Here is a 23,790-nt window from a genome sequence, read left to right as displayed (position 1 = left end):
CGGATGCTCGACGCCGACGAACGGACCGAACTGCGCGCGCTTCAGGCGCGTGCCTACGGGCGCGACGGCGGGCTCGACGAGCGCGACGCCACGCGGCTGCATGAGCTGCTCGCGAGACGCACGGGGGGCGACGATCCGGCACAGGCATCGCCCGGGGCGGGGGACCACGACGGTGAGCGGCTCGCTGCCGCCCCCGCGGCATCCGACACCGATTCCGATGCTCCGGCGGCCACTGTCCCGCCGGAGCGGCCCTCGTTGCGTACCGCTCTCCGTTCGCACGCGATCGCGTTCGCCATCGGCGCGGTGGTCGTACTCGGGCTCGGCGCCGGCGCCGGGTGGCTGCTCGCCCAGCAGCCGTCGGGGGCGGGGGTCGCGCTCGACCCGGAGCAACAGGAGTGGCAGGAGACGATGGTCGCCGAGGAAGATTTCGATGCGGGGTCCGTGCGTGCCGCGGGGATCGAGGCCGACGCCGTCATCTGGGTCGCGACCAAGCAGCAGGGCGAGTGGACGTGCCTGGTCATCGGGACCGGCGAGAACGTGAACCCCGTATGCAATCCGACGGAATCCGTCGAGTCGATGGGCCTGTACGCCGCGGCGGAGGTCGAGGTCGACGACCAGCTCACCCGACAGATCTCGGCGCAACTGTTCCTGACGCTCGACGGCGACCCGGCGATCTCCTCGTACAGCTACATCTTCGCGCCGAGCGACAATGGCACGACCTACGCCAACGAACGCGAGGTCGAGATCGCGGAAGGCCTGGCGGCGCAAGGCTACGACTCGGGCAGCATCCAGCTCATCGGCTACGACGGCGACACGCCGATCTGGACCGCTAGGGAGACGGGGACCGGGGACTCGTGTCTGATCATCAGCGGAGAGGATGCCGCACAGGGGTTCACCTGCGAAGACGGCGACAACCTCGCGAAACCGGGGGCGACACTCGCGATGGCGATCTTCGACGGCGAATCCGGCACGTCCACGCGGTACGAGTACAGCCTCAGCGGCGCACCGCACCTCATCATCACGCACGACTCGGGCACGGGAACGTCCCGTGGCTGAGCTCGACGCGCAGCGCGAGCTGCGCGAGCTGCAGCGCAAGGCCTACGGGCGCGACGGCGGCCTGACCCACAGCGAAGCGGCACGTCTGCGGGAACTGCAGCAGAGCACCGGTGACGTCGCCGTCGTCCCCGAGTCGCCTGCCGCCGCGCCGGAGGCACTCACCGCCGATCCCGACGATGCCCTCATCACCGCGCTCGGGTTCGACGCCCCTGTCGCCGCGGAGCCCGTACGAGAGCCCATAGCCGACGTCGCCGAGCCGACGGACGGGCCGCGGACATCGGCCGCCAGACCGTCGATTCGCGCGGCCGTGCGCACGCACTGGCTCGCGGGCGCTCTCGCCGGAGTGGTGCTGCTCGCTCTGGGCCTGGGCCTCGGGTGGGCGCTCTTCACCCCGCAGGCCCGCGGCATCCCGCTCACGGCTGCGCAGCACGAGCGCCAACGTGTCCTCACGGAGAACAGCGACTTCGACCCCGGCAGTCTCATCGGCGTCGGCAAGGACGACGACGCGCTGGTCTGGTACGGCACGAAGAACGAGGGCGAGCTCGCGTGCATCGTGATCGATGTCGGCGACCTCTCGGAGGCGCAGTGCCAGACCACCGACGAAATGAGCCCGTTCGGCCTCAACGCCTCGGTCATGCTCCCTCCCGAGGCGGGCTCCGAGGAGTCGTTCGATTTCGCCACGGTCAACGGCACCGTGATGTTCTCGACGCAGGGCGAGCCCGTGGCGATCATCCAACGGTGGACGTCGGATGACTCGATGCTCGGCCAGTTCACCGGCGACGAGCGCGCGCGGGCGGAGGAACTGCTCAACCAGGGACTTCTCGCCAACCTGAGCATCGTCGGTTACTTCCGGGATGCTCCGGTGTGGGTGGCGAATCGTTGGACGAACGACCGCGAGCCGGACACGTGCATCATCGTCGACGGGGCTGAGGGGGAGCAGCAGTGCCTGCCGATGTCGGAGGCCATCGACACCGGCATCACCGTGCTCGTCTTCGATGAGGGCGGCACCGCGAGCGCCTCGGCCATCACCGTTGCCTATACGGCCACTCAGACGCCCTACCTGACCATCGCATCGGTCGCCGATGTCGCGTCGTTCGAGGTGAACTCCGACGACCCCGACGACTGACTCCGCCGGGAAAGGCTAGGCGGCCGAAGGCACACGGTCGGCGAGGATCGCGCGACGCTGAGAACCGCTGCGCACCAGGATGAGCGTCGCCGACTGCGTGCCGCGCAGCGTGAGCTTCTTGCGGAAGGCCGCGGGATCGATGTCGACACCGCGCTTCTTGATCTCGAGAGTGCCGATGTCGTGGGCCTTGAGTACCGCGCTGATGGCCTTCGGATTCGCGGCCATGGTCTCGCGCACGCGGAACGACTGCACGAAGGGGCTCGTCACCGCGGCATCCGAGGTGAGGTAGGCGATCTTCTCGTCGAGCATCCCCGCCTCGAGGCTGCGCGCGACGTCGCCGATCAGGCGCGCACGGATGACGGCTCCGTCGGGCTCGTGCAGGAAGGCACCGAGTTCGCGCACCTCGGCGTCGTTGGCGTCGGCTCCGGCGGTCAGTTCGTGCGAACGCTCGCCGCGGATGACGAGGGCCGACCGCCGCACGCCCTCGCGGGCGAGCGCACCGGTCCACAGCACCAGCTCGACGACGCTGCCATCGGCGCTGACCCACTGCGCCTCGGCGTCGGAGGGCAGGGCATCCCGATCGTGGGCGGGGCCCAGCTTGATGCCCGTCGGCATGCGCGAGGCGAGATCGAAGGCCCAGTCGAGCGAAGGGGAGTAGTCGTCGGCCGACACCCGCCGGGTCTCGCTGTGACCCGCCGTGCGCCGCGCAGGGTCCATCCACACGGCATCGCTCGCGGTCAGATCGGCGTCTTCGGCGGTGCCGTGCTGCACGCTCGCGCTGTCACCGAAGGGGGCGAGGTTGTAGGCGGCGATCGCCGCGGTCACCTCGTCGGCGTCGACCGCGTGCACGGCGATGCCTGCGCCGGCGAACGCGAGGGCGTCGCCGCCGATGCCGCATCCGAGATCGGCGATGCTCGTGATCCCCGCTCGACGGAACCGCTGGGCATGGCGCGCGGCGACCCCGAGGCGCGTGGCCTGTTCGAGGCCGGCGCGGGTGAACAGCATCCGCGCAGCGAACGGACCGAACTTGGCGGCGGCCTTGGACCGCAGATGCGCCTGACCGACCACGGCCGAGACGAGATCGGGGGAGTGGCCGTCGGCGCGCAGGCGAGAGACGGTGCGTGCCACGTCGGCCGTCGACTCGACCGGCCCGAGCGCATCGAGCAGCTCCAGTCCTGCCGGGGTCAGCAGGGCTTGCAGCTCAGAGATCTCCACGCGTTCAGCCTACGCGCGCCGCATCCGTTGGCACTCGCATTGCATGAGTGCCAACGGAACGCTTAGACTGGATTAGCACTCTCGGGTTGAGAGTGCGAACAAGTCTTTCGTGTCAGCGTCAAGAAAGAAGAGGTAGACCGTGTCGGTTTCCATCAAGCCGCTCGAGGACCGCATCGTCATCAAGCAGGTCGAGGCCGAGCAGACCACCGCGAGTGGCCTGGTCATCCCCGACACCGCCAAGGAGAAGCCCCAGGAGGGCGAGGTCGTGGCGGTCGGCCCCGGTCGCATCGACGACAACGGCAACCGTGTTCCGCTCGACGTCGCCGTCGGCGACCGCGTGCTTTACAGCAAGTACGGCGGCACCGAAGTGAAGTTCGGCGTGGACGATTTCCTCGTCCTGTCGGCTCGCGACGTCCTCGCGGTCGTCGTTCGCTGAGTCAGCGTTTCTCGAAGGGGCTCGGGTGCTACGGCATCCGGGCCCCTTCTGCATCCGCCAATCCGCATCGGATTCCTGCCGAAGTGCGGGTGCCCGCTCCCGCAGCGCGAAGCCGAGGTGCAGGGCGGGCATAGTGTGGGGCGGTGAGTTCCGCATTTCGCACGCCGTCGAGTCAGACCTCCGGTGTCGCGTACGCGGGCGGCGCCTACCTGCTCTGGGGCGTCCTTCCGCTCTACTTCATCCTGCTCGTTCCGACCGGCCCGTGGGAGGTCGTCGCCTGGCGGGTGCTGCTGTCGTTCGTCTTCTGCCTCGTGCTGCTCACGGTCATGCGGGGGTGGGGCGCGTTCCGGGCGATCATCCGTCAGCCCAAGCTGCTGGCGTGGACCGCCCTGGCGGGCCTGCTGATCTACGTCAACTGGCAGGTGTTCCTGATCGGCACGCTCACGGGGCATGTCGTCGAGACCAGCCTCGGGTACTTCATCAACCCGATCACGACGGTGCTCCTCGGGGTCTTCGTGCTGAAGGAGCGCATCCGGCGCCTGCAGTGGGTGGCCATCGCGATCGCCGCGGTCGCGGTCGTCGTGATCGTCGTCGCGTATGGGGACTTCCCCTGGATCGCCCTGTCGCTCACCGCCTCGTTCGGCCTCTACGGGCTCATCAAGAAGCAGATCGGGGCGGCGGTGGATGCCGTCAGCGGTCTGACGCTCGAGTCGTTCTGGCTCATCCCCATCGCCGTGGTGCAGCTGATCATCGTCGCCCAGACCCCCGAGGGCCTGACGATGGGCATGCACGGAGGATGGCACGCGCTGCTGCTGGCCTGCGCGGGAATCGCGACCGCCGTTCCGCTGCTGCTCTTCGCCGCGGGCGCCCGACGCATCAACCTCACGGTGATCGGGATGATCCAGTTCATCACCCCGGTCATGCAGTTCATCATCGGCGTCGCCGTGCTGGGTGAGCCGATGCCGACGGAGCGATGGGTGGGCTTCATCATCGTGTGGATCGCCATCGTCGTCTTCGTGATCGACCTGTTGCTCGCCGCACGACGAGGCCGAAGGACCGCTCCCACGCCCCTCGTCTGAGTACCGGCATTCCACCTCGGCGCGGATCGTTAACGCACCGAAACACTTGCGACCCCTGCGCGGCGGTTCTTCGCCCTAGGGTTAGAGCACTCGACTGTGGTCACCTCCACTTTCAGTTACGTAAGGGAGCATTATGAACGCACTGAAGGGTTCGCGCACCGCGAAGGTCTTCGCCGGCATTGCGCTGATCAGCGCATCCGCCCTCGTCATGGCAGGCTGCAGCAACACGCCCGCGGAAGAGACGGGTGGCGGCGACAAGCCGGCGACCGATCTCACGCTCAAGCTGGGCTCGCTGCTGCCCCAGACGGGCTCGCTGTCGTTCCTCGGACCGCCCATGGAATCCGGTGTCGGCCTGGCCGTCTCCGAGATCAATGAGGCCGACGCCGGGATCACGATCGACCTGACCGCCGAAGACGAAGGCGACACCGACACCAAGGCGTACGAGACGTCGATCACGAAGCTGCAGGGTGCAGACGTGACGGCCATCATCGGTGCCGCGGCATCCGGTGTCTCCAAGCTCATCCTCGACGGCAACGTCAGTGCAGGGATCCTCCAGATCTCGGCCTCGAACACGTCGCCGGACTTCACCGCGTGGGACGACGAGGGACTGTACTTCCGTACCGCTCCCAGCGACCTGCTGCAGGGCGAGGTGCTCGGCAACCTGATCGCTGAAGACGGCGCGAAGACGCTCGGCATCATCTACCAGAACGACGCCTACGGCACCGGCCTGAACGACGCCATCACGACGACGTTCGAGGGCACCGGCGGCGAGGTCGTCTCCTCGGTCTCGTTCAACGTGGGTGACGCGCAGTTCGACGCCCAGGTCGAGTCGATCAAGGCCGAGAACCCCGACGCCGTCGCGATCGTCTCGTTCGACCAGTTCAAGACCATCGCGCCGCTGCTGGTGAACGCCGGCATCTCGGCCGACAAGTTCTACCTGGTCGACGGCAACCTGTCGGACTACGGCGACGAGATCTCGGTCTCGCTCGAGGGCGCTCAGGGCACCAAGGCGGGCCCCGCGCTGGCCGATGACTTCACCGACCGTCTCCAGACCTACTGGACCGGCGAGGGCAACTCCGAGGTCAAGGACTTCACCTACGCGGCTGAGGCGTACGACGCCGTCGTGCTGGTGGCTCTGGCTTCGCTCGCCGCAGGCTCCACCGAGGGCGCGGACATCGCGGCCAAGATGCAGGAGGTCTCGGGCGGTTCCGGCGATGGTGAGAAGTGCACCAGCTTCGCTGAATGCGCCAAGATCATCAACGACGGTGGCACGGCCGACTACGACGGCTACTCCGGCGACGTCACGTTCGATGAGAACGGCGACCCGCAGGGTGCTTCGATCGGTATCTACAAGTACGCTGCCGACAACATGATCGAGCGCACCAACTGATACCTCTCCACGACGAAGGCCCCGGATGCTCGCATCCGGGGCCTTTCTCGTGCCCTGCCTCTGGGTGCCCGGCTCTGGTGCCCGGCTTCTCGTTGCCGGGGTGTGTGCGCGAGACCCCGCAGACGGCGCCCAAGACAACGCTTGGACGACGCCTGGACGACGAAGGAGGGGCGGGATGCTCTCGCATCCCGCCCCTCCTTCGTGGAATCGCTCAGGCGGCGTCGGTGCCGAGGGTTCCGAGGTAGAGCCCGATCACCTTGGGATCGTTGAGCAGATCGCGTCCTGTGCCCTCGTACGCGTCCTTGCCCTGATCGAGCACGTAGCCGCGATCGCAGATCTGCAGGCAGCGTCGGGCGTTCTGCTCGACCATGATCGTGGTCACGCCCGCCTTGTTGATGTCGGAGACGCGGATGAAGGCGTCGTCCTGACGGACGGGGGAGAGCCCGGCCGACGGCTCATCGAGCAGCAGGACCGACGGGTCCATCATCAGCGCCCGCGACATCGCCACCATCTGGCGCTCGCCGCCCGACAGCGAGCCGGCGCGCTGCTTCAAGCGCTTGCCCAGCTCGGAGAAGATGCCCGTGACGAACTCGAGGCGCTCCGTGTAGATCTTGGGGTTCTGGTAGAGCCCCATCTGCAGGTTCTCCTCGATCGAGAGCGAGGGGAAGACGTTGTTCGTCTGCGGCACGAAGGCCACGCCGCGCTTCACGAGCTTGTCGGCCTTCAGCCCGACGATGCTCTCGCCGTTCAGCGTGACGTCGCCATCCCGCACATTGACCAGACCGAACATCGCCTTCAGCAGGGTGGATTTACCGGCGCCGTTCGGACCGATGATGCCGATGAGCTCGCCCTTGCGCGCGACGAGGTTCGCGCCGTTGAGGATGTTCACGCCGGGAAGGTAGCCGGCGTGCACGTTCTTCAACTCGACGACGACATCTTCGTGCGACGGTGCCGGGGTCGAGCCCGCCGTGGTGTCCGCGCTCATGCGTTGTCCTTCTTGTCCGGGTCGGAGGCGCTCGTCGCTTCGAGCTCTGCCTCGCCCTCCGCCTCGATCTGCTCGCGCAGTTTCTCGGCGGCGGAGCTCTCGATGACGGGGATGCGGCCGGTGACGGCTCCGAGATCGACGTCCTGGTGGGCGCCCAGGTAGGCGTCGACGACTGCGGGGTCGTCCATGACCTCATCGGGCGGGCCCTCGGCGACGACGCGGCCCTCGGCCATGACGACGACCCAGTCGGCGATGTGGCGGACCATGTGCATGTCGTGCTCGACGAACAGCACGGTCATGCCGAGCTCTTTCAGGTCGAGGATGTGATCGAGCAGCGACTGCGTGAGGGCCGGGTTCACACCGGCCATCGGCTCATCGAGCATCACCAGCGTCGGGTCGCTCATGAGCGCCCGTGCCATCTCGAGCAGCTTGCGCTGTCCGCCCGAGAGTGAGGCGGCGAAGTCCTTCTCCTTGGCATCGAGCTTGAAACGGGCGAGCAGCTCGCGTGCCTTCCCCTCGATCTCGGTGTCCTGCTTGCGCCACAGGAACGGGAAGAGGCTCGACCAGAAGCCCTCGCCGCGCTGTCCGGGGGCTCCGAGCTTCATGTTCTCGAGAACGGTCAGCAGCGACAGCGACTTGGTGAGCTGGAAGGTACGCACCTGCCCCATGCGCGCCACCTTGAAGGAGGGGACGCCGGAGAGGCTCGTTCCGTCGAACGACCAGGTGCCGCTGTTGGGCTTGTCGAAGCCGCAGAGCAGGTTGAACAGCGTGGTCTTGCCCGCGCCGTTCGGTCCGATGAGGGCGGTGATCGCCCCGCGGGGGATCTCGAGGTGCTCGACGTCGACGGCGGTCATGCCGCCGAAGCGGCGCTGCACCGCGTCGGCCACGAGGATCGGGTCGACCTTCGGCACGCCGGGCTTGACCGGACCGTTGGTGAGCCCGGTCGTCTTCGGGCGGCGGATGCTCCCGGTTGACGGCGCGGGTTCGGGAATCAGTTCATTTGACAAAGGTCATCTCCCTCTTGTCTCCGAGGATGCCCTGTGGGCGGAAGATCACGAGCAGCATGAGTGCGACGCCCACGAAGATGTAGACGAGCGTCGCGGCCTGGCTGTCGGACATCGGCAGCAGACCCGCCTTCGCCATCTGCGGCAGCAGGTTGGCCATGAACGCGAAGACCAACCAGAACAGGATCGCGCCGAGCGTCGGTCCGAACACGGTCGCTGCGCCACCGAGGAGCAGGATCGTCCAGAGGAAGAACGTCAGCGAGGTCGAGTAGCTGCCGGGGACGACGGCCGATGGCAGCACGAAGACGATTCCACCGGCGGCACCGATCACTCCACCGACGAGGAGCGCCTGCATCTTGTAGGCGAAGACGTTCTTGCCGAGCGAGCGCACGGCATCTTCGTCTTCACGGATGCCCTTGAGCACGCGGCCCCAGGGGCTGCGCATGAGCGACCACACGAGGAGCACGGCGACCGCGAGAACGATGAGCCCGAACACGCGGTTCCAGAGATCGTTCGCGGTGTACGTCCACGGACCGAAGCCGTACGTTCCGGGTGGGAACGGGTTCGCATCGCGGAATCCGCCGTTGTACTGCGCGAGACCGTCGGCCGAGTTCGTGTACTCGTCGAAGACCTGGGTGGTGAACAGCAGGCGCACGATCTCGCCGGCCGCGATGGTCGCGATGGCGAGGTAGTCGGCGCGCAGCCGCAGCGTCGGGATACCGAGCAGAACGGCGAATGCCGCACCGCCGAGCAGTCCGATGAGCATGCCGATCCACCAGGGCAGACCGAAGCTGAGCACGGAGATGGCGTAGCCGTATCCACCGATCGCCATGAACGCGGCCATGCCGAAGTTGAGCAGTCCGGCGTAGCCGAAGTGCACCGCGAGGCCGGTCGCGGCGAGCGCGTAGGCCAGGGTGACCGGGCTGAAGAGGTAGACGGCGGTGTTGGAGAAGATGCTTCCGAAGTCCATGGTGATCAGCCCAACCTTTCCTTGCGACCGAGCAGGCCCTGTGGTCTGACGAGCAGGATGATGATGAGGATCACCAGAGCGCTCGCGTACTTGAGGTCCGAGGGGATCCAGAGTGTGGAGAGCTCGACCGCCATACCGACGATCAGCGAGCCGACCAGAGCGCCGAAGGCGGTACCGAGTCCGCCGAGCGTGATCGCGGCGAAGATGAGCAGGAGCATCTGCATGCCCATGTCCCATTTCACGCCGGGGCGGAAGTACGCCCACAGCACGCCCGAGAGGGCGGCGAGGGTGCCGGCGAGGATCCAGACGTACCGGATGACCTTGTCGACGTCGATCCCGGATGCTGCGGCGAGCTGCGGGTTGTCGGAGATGGCGCGGGTCGCCTTACCGATGCGGGTGCGCGTGAGGAAGTACGCGACACCGACGATGGCGATGATGCTGACGCCCATCGCGATGAGGTCGATGTACGACAGCGAGATCGGCCCGAACTGGATCGGGGTGGGGCTCGCTCCCGGGAGCTGCTGCGTGCCGCCCCCGATGAAGTACTGGAACAGATAGCGCAGCGCGAGCGAGAGTCCGATGCTCACGATCATGAGCTGGACCACACCGAGGCCGCGTCGCCGCAACGGACGCCAGAGGCCGGCATCCAGAGCCCACCCGAACAGGCCGCCGCCGATCACGGCTGCGGCGATGCCGAGCCAGAGCGGCAGGTGCCAGAACGAGGTGGTAACGAGGGCGACGAGGCCACCCCAGGTCACCATCTCGGCGTGCGCGAAGTTCGACAGTCGCGTCGTGCCGTAGATGAGTGCCGCGCCCATCGAGGCGAGCGCGAGGAGAAGGCCGAAGTTCAGGCCGCCGACGAGTCGGGAGAGCAGCTGGTCGATGAAGGTGACCGTGACCCGCTCGCCCTCTCCGAGGAAGAGGTTGAGGATCTTGGTGCCGGTGAGTCCGAACTCCACCTCGAACGACGCCGTCGTCCCCGAGATCGGCTGCGTGCCCTCGGGGAGCAGGGTCGGGTCGACGATCACGCCGTCGGGGAGCGTGTCCTCGTCGACCGTGATCTTGTACGTGTCCTTCTCGGGGACGTACAGACGCCACTTGCCTTCGGCGTCTGTCTCCGTCTCGCCCTCGAAGCCGTTGCCCTCGATCGAGAGCTCGACGCCCTCGACGGGCTGGTCATCGAAGGTGATGACCCCGCCGAAATAGAACTCTGTGACTTCTTGGCCGTCGTCTGTGGTTTCTGCCGAGGCGGCGAGCGGCGGCTGCATCAGGATCGCGCTGAGCGCGATCAGCACTCCGATGAACGCGACCAGCCACGGCTTCTTCCGTTGGACGGCGATTGTTGTGGGTCCCACGCAACCTCCACTGTGAGTGCACCTTCGCACAGACTTCTACCGTCTCGGGTTGGACGACGCACTTGACTGTAGTGCGGACTGTGCGTTTCGCCTACACCTTTAATCTGATCGAAATGAGAGCGCTACCAATACACCGGTGGACCGTCCGGTGTCGGGTGCTGCGGACTCCGGGAATGTTCTCGGGCGCGTCTCGCTTAGAATCTTCATACGGTTTCCGGCCGGATCGGCCGACCCACTCGTACTCGGATTCGCGCGACACGCGCAGGAGGAGCATCCATGGAACAGCACGATCCCTTCGGTTTCGTCGGACTCACGTACGACGACGTGCTGCTCCTCCCCGGGCATACCGACGTCATCCCCAGCGAGGCGGACACCTCGTCGCGGGTCACGCGCCGCATCTCGGTCGCTACTCCTCTTCTCTCCAGTGCGATGGACACCGTCACCGAGGCGCGCATGGCAATCGCCATGGCGCGCGAGGGCGGCATCGGCATCCTGCACCGCAACCTGTCGATCGCCGACCAGGCCTCGCAGGTCGATCGCGTCAAGCGCAGCGAGTCGGGCATGATCACCGACCCGATCACCACGACCCCCGACGCCACCGTCGAAGAGGTCGACGCGCTCTGCGCGCAGTACCGCATCTCGGGTCTTCCCGTTATCGATGACGACGGACGCCTGGTCGGCATCATCACCAACCGCGACATGCGCTTCGTCTCCGGCTTCGAGCGCCAGTCCACGCTGGTGAAAGACGTCATGACGACCGAGGGCCTCGTCACGGCCCCCGTCGGCGTCGCCGCCGGCGAGGTCATTGCGCTCTTCGCGAAGCACCGCGTCGAGAAGCTGCCGCTCATCGACGACGACGGCAAGCTCGCCGGCCTCATCACGATCAAGGACTTCGACAAGAGCGAGAAGTACCCCCTCGCCACCAAGGACGACCAGGGCCGTCTGCGGGTCGGCGCGGCCATCGGCTTCTTCGGCGACGCGTGGGAGCGGGCCGAGGCGCTGCGCGACGCGGGCGTCGACGTGCTCGTGGTCGACACCGCCAACGGCCAGTCGCAGGGCGTCATCGAACTGGTCAAGCGGCTCAAGGCCGACGCCTCGTTCGCGCACATCGACGTCATCGGCGGCAACGTCGCCACCCGCGAGGGCGCACAGGCGCTCGTCGACGCGGGCGTCGACGCGGTGAAGGTCGGCGTCGGACCCGGATCGATCTGCACCACCCGCGTCGTTGCCGGCGTCGGTGTGCCGCAGGTCACGGCGGTCTACGAGGCATCGCTCGCCGCACGCCCGGCCGGTGTGCCGGTCATCGCCGACGGCGGTCTGCAGTACTCGGGCGACATCGCCAAGGCGCTCGTCGCCGGCGCGGATGCCGTGATGCTCGGCTCGCTCCTCGCGGGCACCGACGAGTCGCCGGGCGAGATCGTCTTCCAGTCGGGCAAGCAGTTCAAGCAGTACCGCGGCATGGGTTCGCTCGGTGCGATGCAGACGCGCGGCAAGCAGACCTCGTACTCGAAGGACCGCTACTTCCAGGCCGACGTGCCCAGCGACGACAAGCTCATCCCCGAGGGCATCGAGGGCCAGGTTCCGTACCGCGGACCGCTCGCGGCCGTCGCCTATCAGCTGGTCGGCGGACTCCGTCAGTCGATGTTCTACGTCGGTGCACGCACCATCGAAGAGCTCAAGCAGCGCGGCAAGTTCGTGCGCATCACCTCGGCGGGTCTCAAGGAATCGCACCCGCACGACGTGCAGATCGTCGTCGAGGCGCCCAACTACAAGAAGTGACGCGCGAGCGCGCGTAAAAGAGAGAGGGACGGATGCCGCGGCATCCGTCCCTCTTCCGTGTCGGCGCGCCTCGCCCAGGTCGAGGCCGCGACTCGACGCGCGTGTGTCACAATCGTCAAGAACCTGCTCGCCCTTTCCCGCGTGCTCCTCGCCGCGAAGGCGCCGGGGGGTGGCACCGCCCCCATCGGTAGGGAATCTCCCCAAGGAGAGCTGAACCTTGTCGGAAGATGTCATCCGTGTCCTCGTCGTCGATGACGACGCAGACGTCTCGCTGCTCGTGAAGACCGTGCTGGAACGCCGCGCCGGGTGCGTGGTCGATCTCGCACCCGACGGCCTCGCCGCCGTCAAGCGCGTGGGCGAGATCCGCCCCGACGTCGTCATCACCGACATCGAGATGCCGGGCCTCAACGGTCTCGAGCTCCTCGCCGAGCTGCGCAAGAAGGCACCCGCGATTCCCGTCGTCGTGATGACGGCGCACGTCTCCGTCGAATACGCCGTCTCCGCGCTGCGCGCGCAGGCCGATGAGTTCCTGACGAAGCCCCTCGATAACGCACGCCTCGTCGAGGTCGTGCGTCGTCTGGCGGAGGAAGGACGCCGCCGCCGTGAGGAAGGGCGCCGCACAGAGGTCGTGCTCGCCGTCGGGGCGCACCCGGACGACGTCGAGATCGGCGTCGGCGGTGTGCTGGCGGCTCACGCTGCGGCCGGCGATGAGATCACCATCCTCACGCTCTCGCGCGGCGCACGCGGGGGAGACGCCGACAGCCGGCAGCACGAATCCCTCGCCGCCGCCGAACTGCTCGGCGCCCGGCTCTTCGTGAAGGATCTCGTCGACACCGAGATCTCGGGGGGAGGATCGACGGTGCGCCTGATCGAGGAGGTCGTCGAGCAGATCCAGCCGACGATCGTCTACACGCACTCGTCGCACGATCGGCATCAGGATCATCGGGCCGTCAACGAAGCGACGACCGTCGCCACCCGCCGTGTGGGCACCGTCGCCTGCTACCAGAGCCCCTCGTCGACCATCGACTTCCGCCCGACGCGGTTCGTGCGCATCGACGGCTACGTCGACGAGAAGCTGCGGCTGCTGGCGTGCTTCGACTCGCAGACGTCGAGTCGCGAGTACCTCACCCCGGACTTCGTGCGCGCGACCGCACGGTACTGGTCTAGATTCGGCGGAGGCCAATCGGTCGAACCGCTCGAGATCGTCCGCGAGACCGCCGCGTTCGTCGGCGCCCACGAACTCACCCGTCAGGAGAGCTGAGATGGCCCGCGTTCTCGTCACCGGTGCCGGTGGCCCCGCCGGAGTCGCGGTCATCCGCTCGCTCCTGCAGCGCCCCGATCTGACCGTCTTCGCCGCCGACATGGACGGCTGGGCATCCGGTCTCTACCTCGTGCCGGCGGAGCAGCGTCGACTCGTGCCGCCCGGGCGGGCGGACGACTTCGTGACCGAGGTCGCGCGTCTGGTGGCCGATGACCGGCTCGACCTCGTCATCTCGACGGTCGACGTCGAACTCATCACCCTGTCCCGTCGGCGCGAGGAACTCGCACCCGCCGTGCTCGCCGCACCCTCGGCGGACACCCTCGACACCGCACTCGACAAGATGCTGCTCGCCGAGCGCTGCGCACCTACGGGCAAGGCCCCGCGCACCGTGCTGGCGGGCCCCGACGCGCTGGCTGCGGACTGGGAGTTTCCCGTCTTCGCCAAGCCGCGACAGGGCGCTGGGAGCCGGGGCATCCGTCTGGTCCCCGACCGGGCAGCGCTCGAGGCCCTCCCGCTCGACGAGGGACTCATCGTGCAGGACTACCTGCCCGGTGAGGAGTACTCGGTCGACGTGATCGCCGATGCCGACGGTCGCATCGTCGCGGCCGTGCCGCGCACGCGTGCCCGCGTCGATTCGGGAGTGGCGATCGCGGGTCGCACCGTGCACGACCCCGAGCTGGAGGAGACCGCGGCGATCGTCGCGCAGGCCATCGGACTGGTCGGCGTCGCGAACGTGCAGCTCCGTCGTGATCGCACCGGTGCCGCCGTGCTGCTCGAGGTGAACCCGCGCTTCCCCGGGGCACTGCCGCTGACGATCGCTGCGGGCATCGACATCCCCTCGCTGGTCGTCGACCTGTTCCTGGGAGAGGAGCTGCCCGAGCGCCTGCCCTTCCGCGAGATCGCCTCCGTGCGTTTCCTCGAGGACATCGTGGTCGAGATCGACGATGTGCTCGTCTCCGAGCACGCGGGTCACCAGGAGGAGGCGTGACCGACCTCCTGCGCGGCGACCACCACGTGCACTCCACGTTCTCGGACGATGCGGTGTCGACGCCGGAGGAGAACGTGGCGGCGGCGGTCGCAGCGGGCCTCACGACCCTGCGGATCGTCGATCACGTGCGCCGCGACACCACCTGGGTTCCCGAGTACGTCGCCGCGATCGATGCGCTCGTGGTGCCCGAGGGACTGACGCTGCTCACCGGTGTCGAGGCGAAGGTGCTCGACACGGCCGGCACGCTCGACATCCCCGACCTGCCGCGCGGCATCGATCGCATCCTGATCGCCGACCACCAGTTCCCCGGCGCGGCGGGACCGCTCGGTCCGACGGCCGTGCGCGAGAAGATGGCCGAAGGCTGGGCGGCCGACGACGTGCTCGACGACTTCGTCACCGCGATGATCGCGGCGATGGAACGCCACCCGGGCAATCAGCTCGCGCACTGCTTCTCGCTGCTCCCCAAGATCGGACTCGCCGAGAGCGATCTCGGTGCCGAACGCCTCACCGCGTGGTCGCAGGCCGCTGCCCGCACGGGCACACTCGTCGAGATCAACGAGAAGTGGGGATGCCCCGAGCCGTCGTCGCTCGCGGCGCTCCGAGCTGCGGGCGCCGAGGTCGTCGCGTCGACCGACAGCCATGAGGCCGCGACCGTCGGCCGCTACGCGCGCGTGCGCGAGCTGCTGTCCGCCGAGAGCACCTCGTGAGCGGGGGACTGGAGTGGTGGCAGACGGCCATCGTCATCGTGCTGCTGATCTGCATCCTCGTCGGCACGCTCCCGGTGATCAACACGGGCCTGCAGTTCCTCTCGCTGCCGATGCACGCGTTCCGCAACCACTACGCACGCGCGGCTCCCTACCACCCGAACGTCGCCGTGATCATCCCCGCCTGGAACGAGGGCATGGTGATCGGCCCCGCCATCGAGCGGTTGCTGCAGCTGGAGTACCCGGTCGAGAAGCTGCGGATCTTCGTCGTCGACGATGCGTCGACCGACGACACCCCCGACATCGTCCGGGCGAAGGCCGCGGCCTACCCCGGCCGAGTCGCACACCTGCGGCGCGAGGTCGGCGGCCAGGGCAAGGCGCACACGCTGAACCACGGACTCGACATCGCGCTCGCCGACCCGTGGACCGAGGCCGTGCTGATCATGGACGCCGACGTCATCTTCGCGCGGGATTCGCTGCGCAAGCTCACCCGCCATCTCGCCGACGAGAAGGTCGGGGCGGTGACCGCCTACATCGCCGAGGGCAGCCGCGACCGCAACTATCTCACCCGGTTCATCGGGGTCGAGTACGTCATCGGCCAGCTGTCGTCGCGCCGCACGCAGAACGTGCTGGGGGCGATCGCCTGCCTCGCCGGCGGCGCACAGCTGCACTCCCGCGTGAACCTCGAGGCCATCGGCGGCCGCATCCCGACGGGAACGCTCGCCGAAGACACCATGACGACGTTCGAGGGGCAGCTCAAGGGTCGCCGCGCCGTGTTCGAGCCCCACGCGGTCGTGCTCGCGGAAGAGCCGCGCACGATCGACGGGCTGTGGAAGCAGCGGCTGCGCTGGGCTCGCGGCAACGTGCAGCTCACCTCGATCTACCGTCACCTGTGGTTCCGCCCCAGCCCCGACCACAAGCTCGGCAGCTTCTCGTTCGGCCTAGCCTGGTTCACGATCCTGCTGATGCCCGCGTTCATGGTGCTCGCCGCGGCTGCTCTGCTCACGCTCCTGATCTTCCACGCCGACATCGCGAACTTCGTCTTCCGATTCATGTGGATATCGGCGGCCTGCATCTACCTGTTCTCGATGCTCTACTCCGTGCAGCTCGACGGGCGGATCGGCCGTCACTCCTGGCGCGAGGCGATCATGTTCCCCGGGCTCGGTGCGCTCATCCTCATGGCGATCGCCCTGTTCCCCTGGGCGCTGGAAGGGATCGTGCGCGAAATGGGCGGCACGGTCACCGATCAGACCCGCTTCGTCTGGGCGGTGATCTTCTACCTGTGGGGCCCGATCTCGATGCTCGGGGTGTGGCTCGCCCGCTCGGTCGAGAAGCTCCCCGGGGGTCGGTTCTTCGCCGGCCTGCTGCTCTACATCTGCGGCTACGGCTCGCTGCTCTGCGCGATCACCGTGGACTCGTACATCAAGGAATGGCGTCGCGCCGACGCCTCATGGATCAAGACCGAAAAGATCGGACGGGTCGACTCATGAACGAGATGCCCACTCCCGAAGCTGAAGCCGACGAGATCGTCCAGGACGCACGATCGGAGCGCCGGCTGCTCTGGCAGGCGCTCGTCTCGCTCGTGATCGTGGCGGCCGTCGTCGTCGTCCGAGAGATGTTCCTGCGATGAGCGCGCGGCCGCTCGCCCTCGTGGTCGAGGACGACCTCGACCAGCTGGCTCTGCTGCGCCGGTATCTCGATCGTGAGGGGTTCGACGTGTTCGCAGCCGTCGACGCCGAGTCGGCGATCTCGGCGTTCCCCGAGATCCGACCGAGGGTCGCGGTGCTCGACCTCCTGCTGCCCGGAATCTCCGGCCACGAGTGCGCACGCCGCGTGCGGGAGGCCTTCCCGGAGTGCTTCCTCGTGATCAGCTCGGTGCTCGATGCGGCCGCCTATCCGTCCGCGGATGCGGCGTTGCCGAAACCCGTCGTCGGCGCCTCGCTGCGTCAGCTCCTCGAGAGCATCGCGCGATGAGCACCGGTATCGTCCCGGCATCCGTCGAGCGGGGATGGCGCAAGTACTTCGACGACCCGACGCCGCTGCTCAAGCAGGCGCCGACGGCCGTCGCGGTCGGACTCGCCGCTCTGCTCGTCGTGATCATCCCGAACTTCCCCGTCATACGCGAGCTGGCGCTGACGGCGACCGTAGGAATCGGCCTGGTCGCCGCCGTCACGGTGATGGCCGCGGTACTCACCGCTCGCGGCATGCACGAGGGCTGGGTCGTGCTGCTCATCCCGATGATCGACATCCTCGGCATCGGCATGCTGCGCGTGGGGACGGGCGGAACGAGCTCGTTGTTCTCGTCGCTCGTATTGTTGCCGGTGATCTGGATCGCGGCGGCCCCCGGATTCCGGCACGTCTTCATCGTCGGCATCTTCACCTCGATCGCCCTGCTGATGCCGTACGTGCTCGAGCCGCCCACCGACCCGCTCTCGTGGCTTCGAGGTGTGATCGGCCCGCTCGTGTTCGCCACGGTCGGCGCGATCGTCAACGAGCTCTCGCGACTGCAGCGCTGGCGCACGGTGCAGGCGGAGGCTCTGGTCGCCGAACGCACGGCGGCGCTCACCGAGAACCAGGCGATGATCGACCAGCTGCAGGCAGCCGAGACGCAGTACAAGTTCTTGCTCGACTCGTTCAGCAGCCTGTGGGCGTCGATCAACGCCCAGGCCGTGATCGCCACCGACCACGCGGGCACGATCATCGCGTGGAACCCGGGGGCGGTCCGGCTCATCGGACTCTCGGTCGACGAGGCGCTGGCCAATGTGCGGGTCGACCGCTTCTTCGCTCCCCATGCGCTCGCCCCGTTCGCCGACCCCTCGACCGAGCCCGTCGCCGGCGATGTCGCGCCCGGGCTGCGCACACTGTTCGACGAGGCCGATGGCGGCAGGTCGGTCGAAGCCGACATCGAGCTCACCACAGCCGGAGGATCGTCGATCCCTGCACGCGTCACGGTCTCGCCCTACCAGGGCACCGACGGCGCTCGCCGCGGCTACCTGCTGGTGATGACGGATGAGACGAAGGCATCCGAGGTCTCGCGCATGAAGGACGAGTTCGTGGGGATGATCTCGCACGAGCTGCGCACACCGCTCAGCGCCATCATCGGTTTCCTCGACCTGCTCCAGAACGACCCCGAGCAACCGCTCACCGACGACCAGAAGGACTTCGTCGCGGTCATCGAGCGCAACGCCAAGAGGCTGCTGAACCTCGTGGGCGATCTCCTCTTCACCGCCCAGGCCGAATCCGGGCGTTTCCCGCTCGAACGGGTCGACGCGGATCTGCGTGACATCGTGGGTTCCGCCCTCACCTCGGCGGGGCCCCATGCCCAGAAGGAGGGCGTCGAGCTCGTCGCCGAAATGCCGGACCAACCGATCAGGCTTCTCGTCGATCCCGGCCGCCTCGGGCAGGCCGTCGACAACCTCCTCTCGAACGCCATCAAGTTCACCCCGCGCGGCGGACGGGTCACCGCGCGACTCGAAGCCCGCGACGGGTCCGTGCGCATCTGCATCGCCGATACCGGCATGGGCATCCCGAAGGACGAGCAGGGGATGCTCTTCACCCGGTTCTTCCGGGCATCCACCGCCACCCGCAATGCCGTCCCCGGCGTGGGCCTCGGTCTCACCATCACCCGCGCCATCGTTCTCGCCCACGGCGGGAAGATGGATATGCGGAGCGAGGAAGGCGTGGGCACCGAGTTCTGGTTCGATCTCCCCGTCGGGCTGCGCACGGAGGCGCTCCGGCTGGGCGACCTGCGCACCACCTGATAGCCTGGTCGGCTCGCCATCGGTGGGCGGAAGGACGACCACTCACCATGGGGTACATCGATGTTTCCGGCGTCTCGCTGACGCTGCCGGATGGCAGGCCGTTGCTCGACGAGACGACGTTCCGCGTCGGTCAGGGATCGACGAGCGCGTTGATCGGGCCGAACGGCGCCGGCAAGACCACGCTGCTGCGCATCATCCGCGGCGATCAGGCGGCAGACGACGGGGTCGTGACGATCGACGGCGGGCTCGGGGTGATGGACCAGTTCGTCGGTCACGGCGAGCCGGGGGAGACCGTGCACCAGTTGCTCGTGCGCGTCGCGCCGCGCCGCATCCGCGCGGCGGCCGAGGCGCTCGAGGCGACGGAGAACGCGCTGATCGAACGCGACGAGCACGACACGCAGATGGCGTATGCCGCATCGCTCGCGGAATACGCGGATGCCGGGGGCTACGAGCACGAGACCGTGTGGGACCAGTGCACGATCGCCGCCCTCGGGGTGCCGTTCGAGCGCGCCCGCTATCGCGAGCTCACCTCGCTGTCGGGCGGCGAGCAGAAGAGATTGGCGTTGGAGGCCCTGCTGCGCGGACCCGACGAGGTGCTGCTGCTCGACGAGCCCGACAACTACCTCGACGTGCCCGCGAAGCGGTGGCTCGAGGATCAGCTGCGGCAGACGGCGAAGACCGTGCTGCTGGTCTCGCACGACCGCGAGTTGCTGGCGCGTGCGGCGGATCGACTGATCACCCTCGAACCGGGCGGGGCAGGAGCGAGCGCCTGGGTGCACGGCGGTGGGTTCAGTACCTACCAGCAGGCGCGCGCCGATCGGATGGACCGCCTCGACGAACTGCGGAGGCGGTGGGACGAGCAGCACGAGAAGCTGCGCATCCTCGTCGCGAACCTCAAGGTCAAAGCATCCGCGAACGACGGCTTCGCCTCGCGCTACCAGGCGGCGCAGACCCGCTTGCGCAAGTTCGAGCAGGCCGGACCGCCGGAGGAGCGACCGCCCGCGCAGGACTTCGACATGCGCCTGCGCGGTGCCCGCACGGGCAAGCGCGCGGTCGTCGCCGAGAAGGTCGAGCTGACCGGGCTGATGCGTCCGTTCAGCACCGAGGTCTGGTACGGCGACCGGGTGGCGGTGCTGGGGTCGAACGGATCGGGCAAGTCGCACTTCCTCCGCCTGCTCGCACGTGGAGGGACCGACCCCGACCCGACGCTCGGGCACGTCACGTCGACCGGCGAGCAATTGAGCGAGGTCGCCCATACCGGCCGCGCGGTGCTCGGTGCCCGCGTGGTGCCGGGTCTGTTCGCGCAGACTCATGCGCATCCCGAGTTCGTGGGGCGCACGCTGCTCGAGATCCTTCATCGGGGAGATGATCGTCGCGCAGGGATGCCGCGGGATGCCGCGAGTTCGGCCCTCGATCGCTACGGGCTCGTGCGCCAGGCGCAGCAGACGTTCGAGTCGCTGTCGGGTGGGCAGCAGGCCCGGTTCCAGGTTCTCCTGCTCGAACTCTCCGGCGCTTCGCTGCTGCTGCTCGACGAGCCGACCGACAACCTCGACCTGGAGTCGGCGGAGGCGCTCGAAGACGCCCTGGCGAGATTCGACGGGACCGTGCTCGCGGTCACGCACGACCGGTGGTTCGCGCGCTCCTTCGACCGGTTCCTCGTCTTCGGGACGGACGGCGACGTGTACGAGTCGGATGCTCCGGTGTGGGACGAACGCCGGGTCGCGCGGGCGCGCTGAGCCGTGCGCGAGGGGTCGGAACACGCCGGTTGCGGATGCTCCCGCGCGGCGTGCTCCGACCTCTCATGCGTCGGGTGCTTCCGCGGGCGGTCCCGCGCCCGGGTAGTCTGGAGGGGTGACCATGGAGATCGAGCTCGGCCGAGGAAAGCGCGCACGTCGCGCGTACACGTTCGATGACATCGCGGTGGTGCCCTCGCGGCGCACGCGCAACCCGGAAGACGTCTCGACCGCATGGACGATCGACGCCTTCGGCTTCGGCATCCCCGTGCTGGGAGCGCCGATGGACTCCGTCGTCAGCCCGCGCACCGCGATCATGCTGGGTCAGCTCGGCGGCCTGGGCGTCCTCGACCTCGAAGGCCTGTGGACCCGGTACGAGAACCCCGAGCCGCTGCTCGCGGAGATCGCCGGGCTCGGCGAGGCGCAGGCGACCGTGCGCATGCAGCAGCTGTACTCCGAGCCGATCAAGCCGGAGCTCATCCGGCAGCGACTCGCGGAGATCCGTGAGGCCGGTGTCACGGTGGCAGGGTCCCTGACCCCGCAGCGCACGCAGGAGTTCTACGACACCGTCGCCTCCGCCGGCGTCGACCTGTTCGTCATCCGCGGCACCACCGTGTCGGCCGAGCACGTCTCGAGCGTCGACGAGCCCCTGAACCTCAAGAAGTTCATCTACGACCTCGACGTGCCCGTCATCGTGGGCGGTGCTGCCACCTACACCGCGGCGCTGCACCTCATGCGCACCGGGGCGGCCGGCGTGCTCGTCGGCTTCGGCGGGGGAGCGGCGTCGACCACGCGGGCGACCCTCGGCATCCACGCGCCGATGGCGACCGCGGTCTCCGATGTCGCCGCCGCACGCCGCGACTACCTCGACGAGTCGGGCGGACGCTACGTGCACGTGATCGCCGACGGCGGAGTGGGCACCTCGGGCGACATCGTCAAGGCGCTCGCGATGGGTGCCGACGCGGTCATGCTCGGCGTCGCGCTCGCTCGCGCCACCGATGCCCCCGGGCTCGGATTCCACTGGGGTCCCGAGGCGCACCACCCCAAGCTTCCGCGCGGTCACCGCGTCGAAGTCGGCGGGATCGGCACGCTCGAGGAGATCCTCTACGGCCCGGCTCCGGTCGCCGACGGCACCGCGAACCTGATCGGGGCGCTCCGCAAGTCCATGGCGACGACGGGATACTCCGATTTGAAGGAGTTCCAGCGGGTCGAGGTCGTCCTCGCCCCCTACGAGGCCTGAACGCCGCCATCATCACCGTGTCATCTGCTCCGCTGTTCCCGCCGACCCTCCGTGAGGTGATGCTGCGGGGACGCTGGATCGGCATGCTGTTGTTCTGCCTGGTCGTGGCCGGCGTGTTCGCCTGGCTCGGTCAGTGGCAGCTCGAGAGGGCGATCGAGACCGATCCGCCCGCGCCCGGCATCACCGAGCAGGTGGAGCCGCTCACCGAAGTGGTCGACCCCGGTCAATACCTCGCGGAGCCCCTGGTCGGTCAGCGGGTCGAGACATCGGGCACCTGGGTCGACGACGATTTCCTCGTCGTCTCGCACCGCTTCAACGACGGCGTCGAGGGCTACTGGGTGACCGGACAGCTGCGCGTCGCCGAGCGCACCTCGATCGCGGTCGCGATCGGGTGGGCACCGGATCGCGAGAGTGCGGATGCGGCGATCGACCGGTTGAACGCCGAGAGCGACGGCTCCACCGTCGACATCAGCGGCCGCATCATCTCGGACGAAGGACCATCCGTCCCGCCCCGCACGGAGCCGGACCGCATGGACCGGATGTCGACCGCCGCCCTCCTCAGCCGATGGCACGACACCGAGCAACTCGACGTCTACCGCCCCTACCTCGCTTCCATCACGGCCACGGCGGGACTCGTCGACATCGCCTCCCCTGCTCCGGCCGAGATGTCGCCGATCAACTGGCTCAACATCTTCTACGCGCTCGAATGGGTGATCTTCGCGGGCTTCGCGTTCTACCTCTGGTACCGCCTGGCGAAAGACGCCTGGGAGCGCGAGGTCGAAGAGTTCGAAGACGCCGCGGAAGCCGCGGTGTGAGCGGCGGGATCAGACCGCGCGTAACCATTCGGCGATGCGCTCGTCGAACCAGTCCGGCCGCTGCAAGGGGATGCCGTGGCCGCAGCCGGCGACGACCGCGAGCTCGCTTCCGGGAAGTGCCGTATGGATGAGCTCCGCGGACTCCCGCATCAGGCGTCGCTCTCGCTTTCCGACCAGGACGAGCGCCGGCCCGGGAAACGTCGTCCACCCCGCCGGTAGCTTGAACCTGAGGTTCTCGCCCACGGCAGCCAGGAGGGTCGCTCTCGTCACGGCACTGCTCGTGCGCATGTACTCATCCATCAGATGCGGAGGGATGAGGAGCTCGCGCGCTTGCAGCTCGGCGAACCAGGGGCGACGGGCCAAAGGAGCGCTGATCGCGAGCGCACCGAGCGTGAGGTTCATGAACGGCATGACTTTGGCTTGCGCGCTGACGATCACCGCCTGACTCACGAGGTCGGCGTGCTCTGAGGCGAGTTGGATGGCGAGCTGGGCGCCGAGGGAGAATCCGACAACAGTCACCGGACGGTCGGATGCGGTGGCGACCAGGAGGCGGGCCAGCGCAGTGACCGTCTCCGAGTGCGAGACGTACGGCTCATCGGCGGAGTGTCCATGCCCCGGCAGGTCGGGGACGAGCACCCGGTACTCCGGTTCGAGTCGTTCTCGCAAAGAATCCCACATCCACCCGGCCACGCCACCGCCGTGGAGGAGCAGCACGGGCGCGGCGTCTTCGGGGCCAGAAGTATGCAGGAACATGATGCTCTCCATGCTGTCAGAGCGCGGGCGCACGAGGGACCGCGGTGAGCACTCGATGACCAATCGGCGAACACTGTTGAGGATGTCGGAGCCTCTCCGTAGGCTCGCTCACATGCGCGCACCCGATACGTCTGCCCGGG

The 23,790-nt window shown here is 68.1% G+C and carries 22 protein-coding genes; 16 read left to right on the top strand and 6 right to left on the bottom strand.

Going from position 1 to position 23,790, the window contains the following annotated elements; all coding sequences use genetic code 11:
* The first annotated feature begins 3 nt into the window (after window positions 1-3).
* On the top strand, window positions 4-1,056 hold the full coding sequence (locus ACIOSY_RS06525) for a hypothetical protein (RefSeq protein ID WP_400850808.1): 1,053 nt from the start codon (window positions 4-6) through the stop codon (window positions 1,054-1,056).
* Window positions 1,049-2,182, top strand: coding sequence for a hypothetical protein (locus ACIOSY_RS06520; RefSeq protein ID WP_400850805.1), 1,134 nt, complete (start codon window positions 1,049-1,051; stop codon window positions 2,180-2,182). Before ACIOSY_RS06525 ends, ACIOSY_RS06520 begins: the two co-directional genes overlap by 8 nt.
* Window positions 2,183-2,197: 15 nt before the next feature.
* Here the strand turns inward: ACIOSY_RS06520 and ACIOSY_RS06515 are convergent, their stop codons facing one another.
* A complete protein-coding gene (locus ACIOSY_RS06515) occupies window positions 2,198-3,397 on the bottom strand; it encodes an SAM-dependent methyltransferase (protein WP_400850802.1) in 1,200 nt (399 codons plus the stop codon).
* Between the two features lie 139 nt (window positions 3,398-3,536).
* Between ACIOSY_RS06515 and groES the strand changes: the two genes are divergently transcribed.
* The 3 genes from groES to ACIOSY_RS06500 all read left to right on the top strand — a co-directional run bounded on the left by groES (window position 3,537) and on the right by ACIOSY_RS06500 (window position 6,302).
* A complete protein-coding gene (gene groES / locus ACIOSY_RS06510) occupies window positions 3,537-3,833 on the top strand; it encodes a co-chaperone GroES (protein ID WP_400850800.1) in 297 nt (98 codons plus the stop codon).
* Window positions 3,834-3,976: 143 nt separating this feature from the next.
* Window positions 3,977-4,912, top strand: a complete 936-nt coding sequence (rarD, locus tag ACIOSY_RS06505) for an EamA family transporter RarD (protein ID WP_400850797.1) — start codon at window positions 3,977-3,979, stop codon at window positions 4,910-4,912.
* 133 nt (window positions 4,913-5,045) lie between these two features.
* Entirely contained in the window at window positions 5,046-6,302 is a 1,257-nt protein-coding gene (locus tag ACIOSY_RS06500; RefSeq protein WP_400850794.1) for an ABC transporter substrate-binding protein, read from the top strand.
* A gap of 211 nt (window positions 6,303-6,513) precedes the next feature.
* Here the strand turns inward: ACIOSY_RS06500 and ACIOSY_RS06495 are convergent, their stop codons facing one another.
* From ACIOSY_RS06495 to ACIOSY_RS06480, 4 genes are read right to left on the bottom strand one after another with little or no spacing between them, the layout of a single operon-like run.
* Window positions 6,514-7,287: an ABC transporter ATP-binding protein gene (locus tag ACIOSY_RS06495; RefSeq protein WP_400850791.1), complete on the bottom strand. Its 774-nt coding sequence runs from the start codon at window positions 7,285-7,287 to the stop codon at window positions 6,514-6,516.
* Window positions 7,284-8,294 carry an ABC transporter ATP-binding protein gene (locus ACIOSY_RS06490; RefSeq protein ID WP_400850788.1) on the bottom strand — a complete coding sequence of 337 codons (1,011 nt, stop codon included), beginning with the start codon at window positions 8,292-8,294 and terminating at the stop codon, window positions 7,284-7,286. Before ACIOSY_RS06490 ends, ACIOSY_RS06495 begins: the two co-directional genes overlap by 4 nt.
* Window positions 8,284-9,261, bottom strand: coding sequence for a branched-chain amino acid ABC transporter permease (locus ACIOSY_RS06485; protein ID WP_400850785.1), 978 nt, complete (start codon window positions 9,259-9,261; stop codon window positions 8,284-8,286). The genes ACIOSY_RS06490 and ACIOSY_RS06485 overlap by 11 nt, the downstream gene beginning before the upstream one ends.
* 5 nt (window positions 9,262-9,266) lie before the next feature.
* Window positions 9,267-10,529: a branched-chain amino acid ABC transporter permease gene (locus ACIOSY_RS06480; protein WP_400850968.1), complete on the bottom strand. Its 1,263-nt coding sequence runs from the start codon at window positions 10,527-10,529 to the stop codon at window positions 9,267-9,269.
* 363 nt (window positions 10,530-10,892) lie between these two features.
* Here ACIOSY_RS06480 and guaB point away from each other — a divergent pair, with 363 nt between their 5' ends.
* The 11 genes from guaB to ACIOSY_RS06425 all read left to right on the top strand — a co-directional run bounded on the left by guaB (window position 10,893) and on the right by ACIOSY_RS06425 (window position 22,897).
* Window positions 10,893-12,395, top strand: coding sequence for an IMP dehydrogenase (gene guaB / locus ACIOSY_RS06475; protein WP_400850782.1), 1,503 nt, complete (start codon window positions 10,893-10,895; stop codon window positions 12,393-12,395).
* Window positions 12,396-12,612: 217 nt separating this feature from the next.
* Window positions 12,613-13,656 (top strand): response regulator, encoded by a 1,044-nt coding sequence (locus ACIOSY_RS06470; RefSeq protein ID WP_400850779.1) that lies wholly within the window; start codon window positions 12,613-12,615, stop codon window positions 13,654-13,656.
* 1 nt (window position 13,657) lies between these two features.
* On the top strand, window positions 13,658-14,644 hold the full coding sequence (locus tag ACIOSY_RS06465) for an ATP-grasp domain-containing protein (RefSeq protein ID WP_400850776.1): 987 nt from the start codon (window positions 13,658-13,660) through the stop codon (window positions 14,642-14,644).
* Window positions 14,641-15,351, top strand: coding sequence for a PHP domain-containing protein (locus ACIOSY_RS06460; RefSeq protein ID WP_400850773.1), 711 nt, complete (start codon window positions 14,641-14,643; stop codon window positions 15,349-15,351). The genes ACIOSY_RS06465 and ACIOSY_RS06460 overlap by 4 nt, the downstream gene beginning before the upstream one ends.
* Entirely contained in the window at window positions 15,348-16,838 is a 1,491-nt protein-coding gene (locus ACIOSY_RS06455; RefSeq protein WP_400850770.1) for a glycosyltransferase, read from the top strand. Before ACIOSY_RS06460 ends, ACIOSY_RS06455 begins: the two co-directional genes overlap by 4 nt.
* Window positions 16,835-16,978, top strand: coding sequence for a hypothetical protein (locus ACIOSY_RS06450; protein WP_400850767.1), 144 nt, complete (start codon window positions 16,835-16,837; stop codon window positions 16,976-16,978). The genes ACIOSY_RS06455 and ACIOSY_RS06450 overlap by 4 nt, the downstream gene beginning before the upstream one ends.
* The gene (locus tag ACIOSY_RS06445) at window positions 16,975-17,322 is read left to right on the top strand and encodes a response regulator (RefSeq protein ID WP_400850764.1); all 348 of its coding nucleotides are present in this window, start codon (window positions 16,975-16,977) and stop codon (window positions 17,320-17,322) included. The genes ACIOSY_RS06450 and ACIOSY_RS06445 overlap by 4 nt, the downstream gene beginning before the upstream one ends.
* Window positions 17,319-19,109 (top strand): sensor histidine kinase, encoded by a 1,791-nt coding sequence (locus ACIOSY_RS06440; protein WP_400850761.1) that lies wholly within the window; start codon window positions 17,319-17,321, stop codon window positions 19,107-19,109. Before ACIOSY_RS06445 ends, ACIOSY_RS06440 begins: the two co-directional genes overlap by 4 nt.
* A 47-nt stretch (window positions 19,110-19,156) precedes the next feature.
* Complete coding sequence (locus tag ACIOSY_RS06435) at window positions 19,157-20,845, top strand: ABC-F family ATP-binding cassette domain-containing protein (protein WP_400850758.1); 1,689 nt, start codon at window positions 19,157-19,159, stop codon at window positions 20,843-20,845.
* A 121-nt stretch (window positions 20,846-20,966) separates the two neighbouring features.
* Window positions 20,967-22,082: a GuaB3 family IMP dehydrogenase-related protein gene (locus tag ACIOSY_RS06430; protein WP_400850965.1), complete on the top strand. Its 1,116-nt coding sequence runs from the start codon at window positions 20,967-20,969 to the stop codon at window positions 22,080-22,082.
* Window positions 22,083-22,141: 59 nt separating this feature from the next.
* A complete protein-coding gene (locus tag ACIOSY_RS06425; protein ID WP_400850962.1) occupies window positions 22,142-22,897 on the top strand; it encodes an SURF1 family protein in 756 nt (251 codons plus the stop codon).
* A gap of 9 nt (window positions 22,898-22,906) precedes the next feature.
* Here ACIOSY_RS06425 and ACIOSY_RS06420 read toward each other — a convergent pair whose 3' ends face one another.
* Window positions 22,907-23,662: an alpha/beta fold hydrolase gene (locus ACIOSY_RS06420; RefSeq protein ID WP_400850756.1), complete on the bottom strand. Its 756-nt coding sequence runs from the start codon at window positions 23,660-23,662 to the stop codon at window positions 22,907-22,909.
* Between the last annotated feature and the right edge of the window lie 128 nt (window positions 23,663-23,790).

The sequence above is a fragment of the Microbacterium sp. NPDC087665 genome, from assembly GCF_044743285.1.
In the GTDB taxonomy this organism is placed as follows: Bacteria; Actinomycetota; Actinomycetes; order Actinomycetales; family Microbacteriaceae; genus Microbacterium.
Note: the sequence above shows the minus strand (reverse complement) of the source record. Positions and strands in the feature narration are given on the sequence as shown.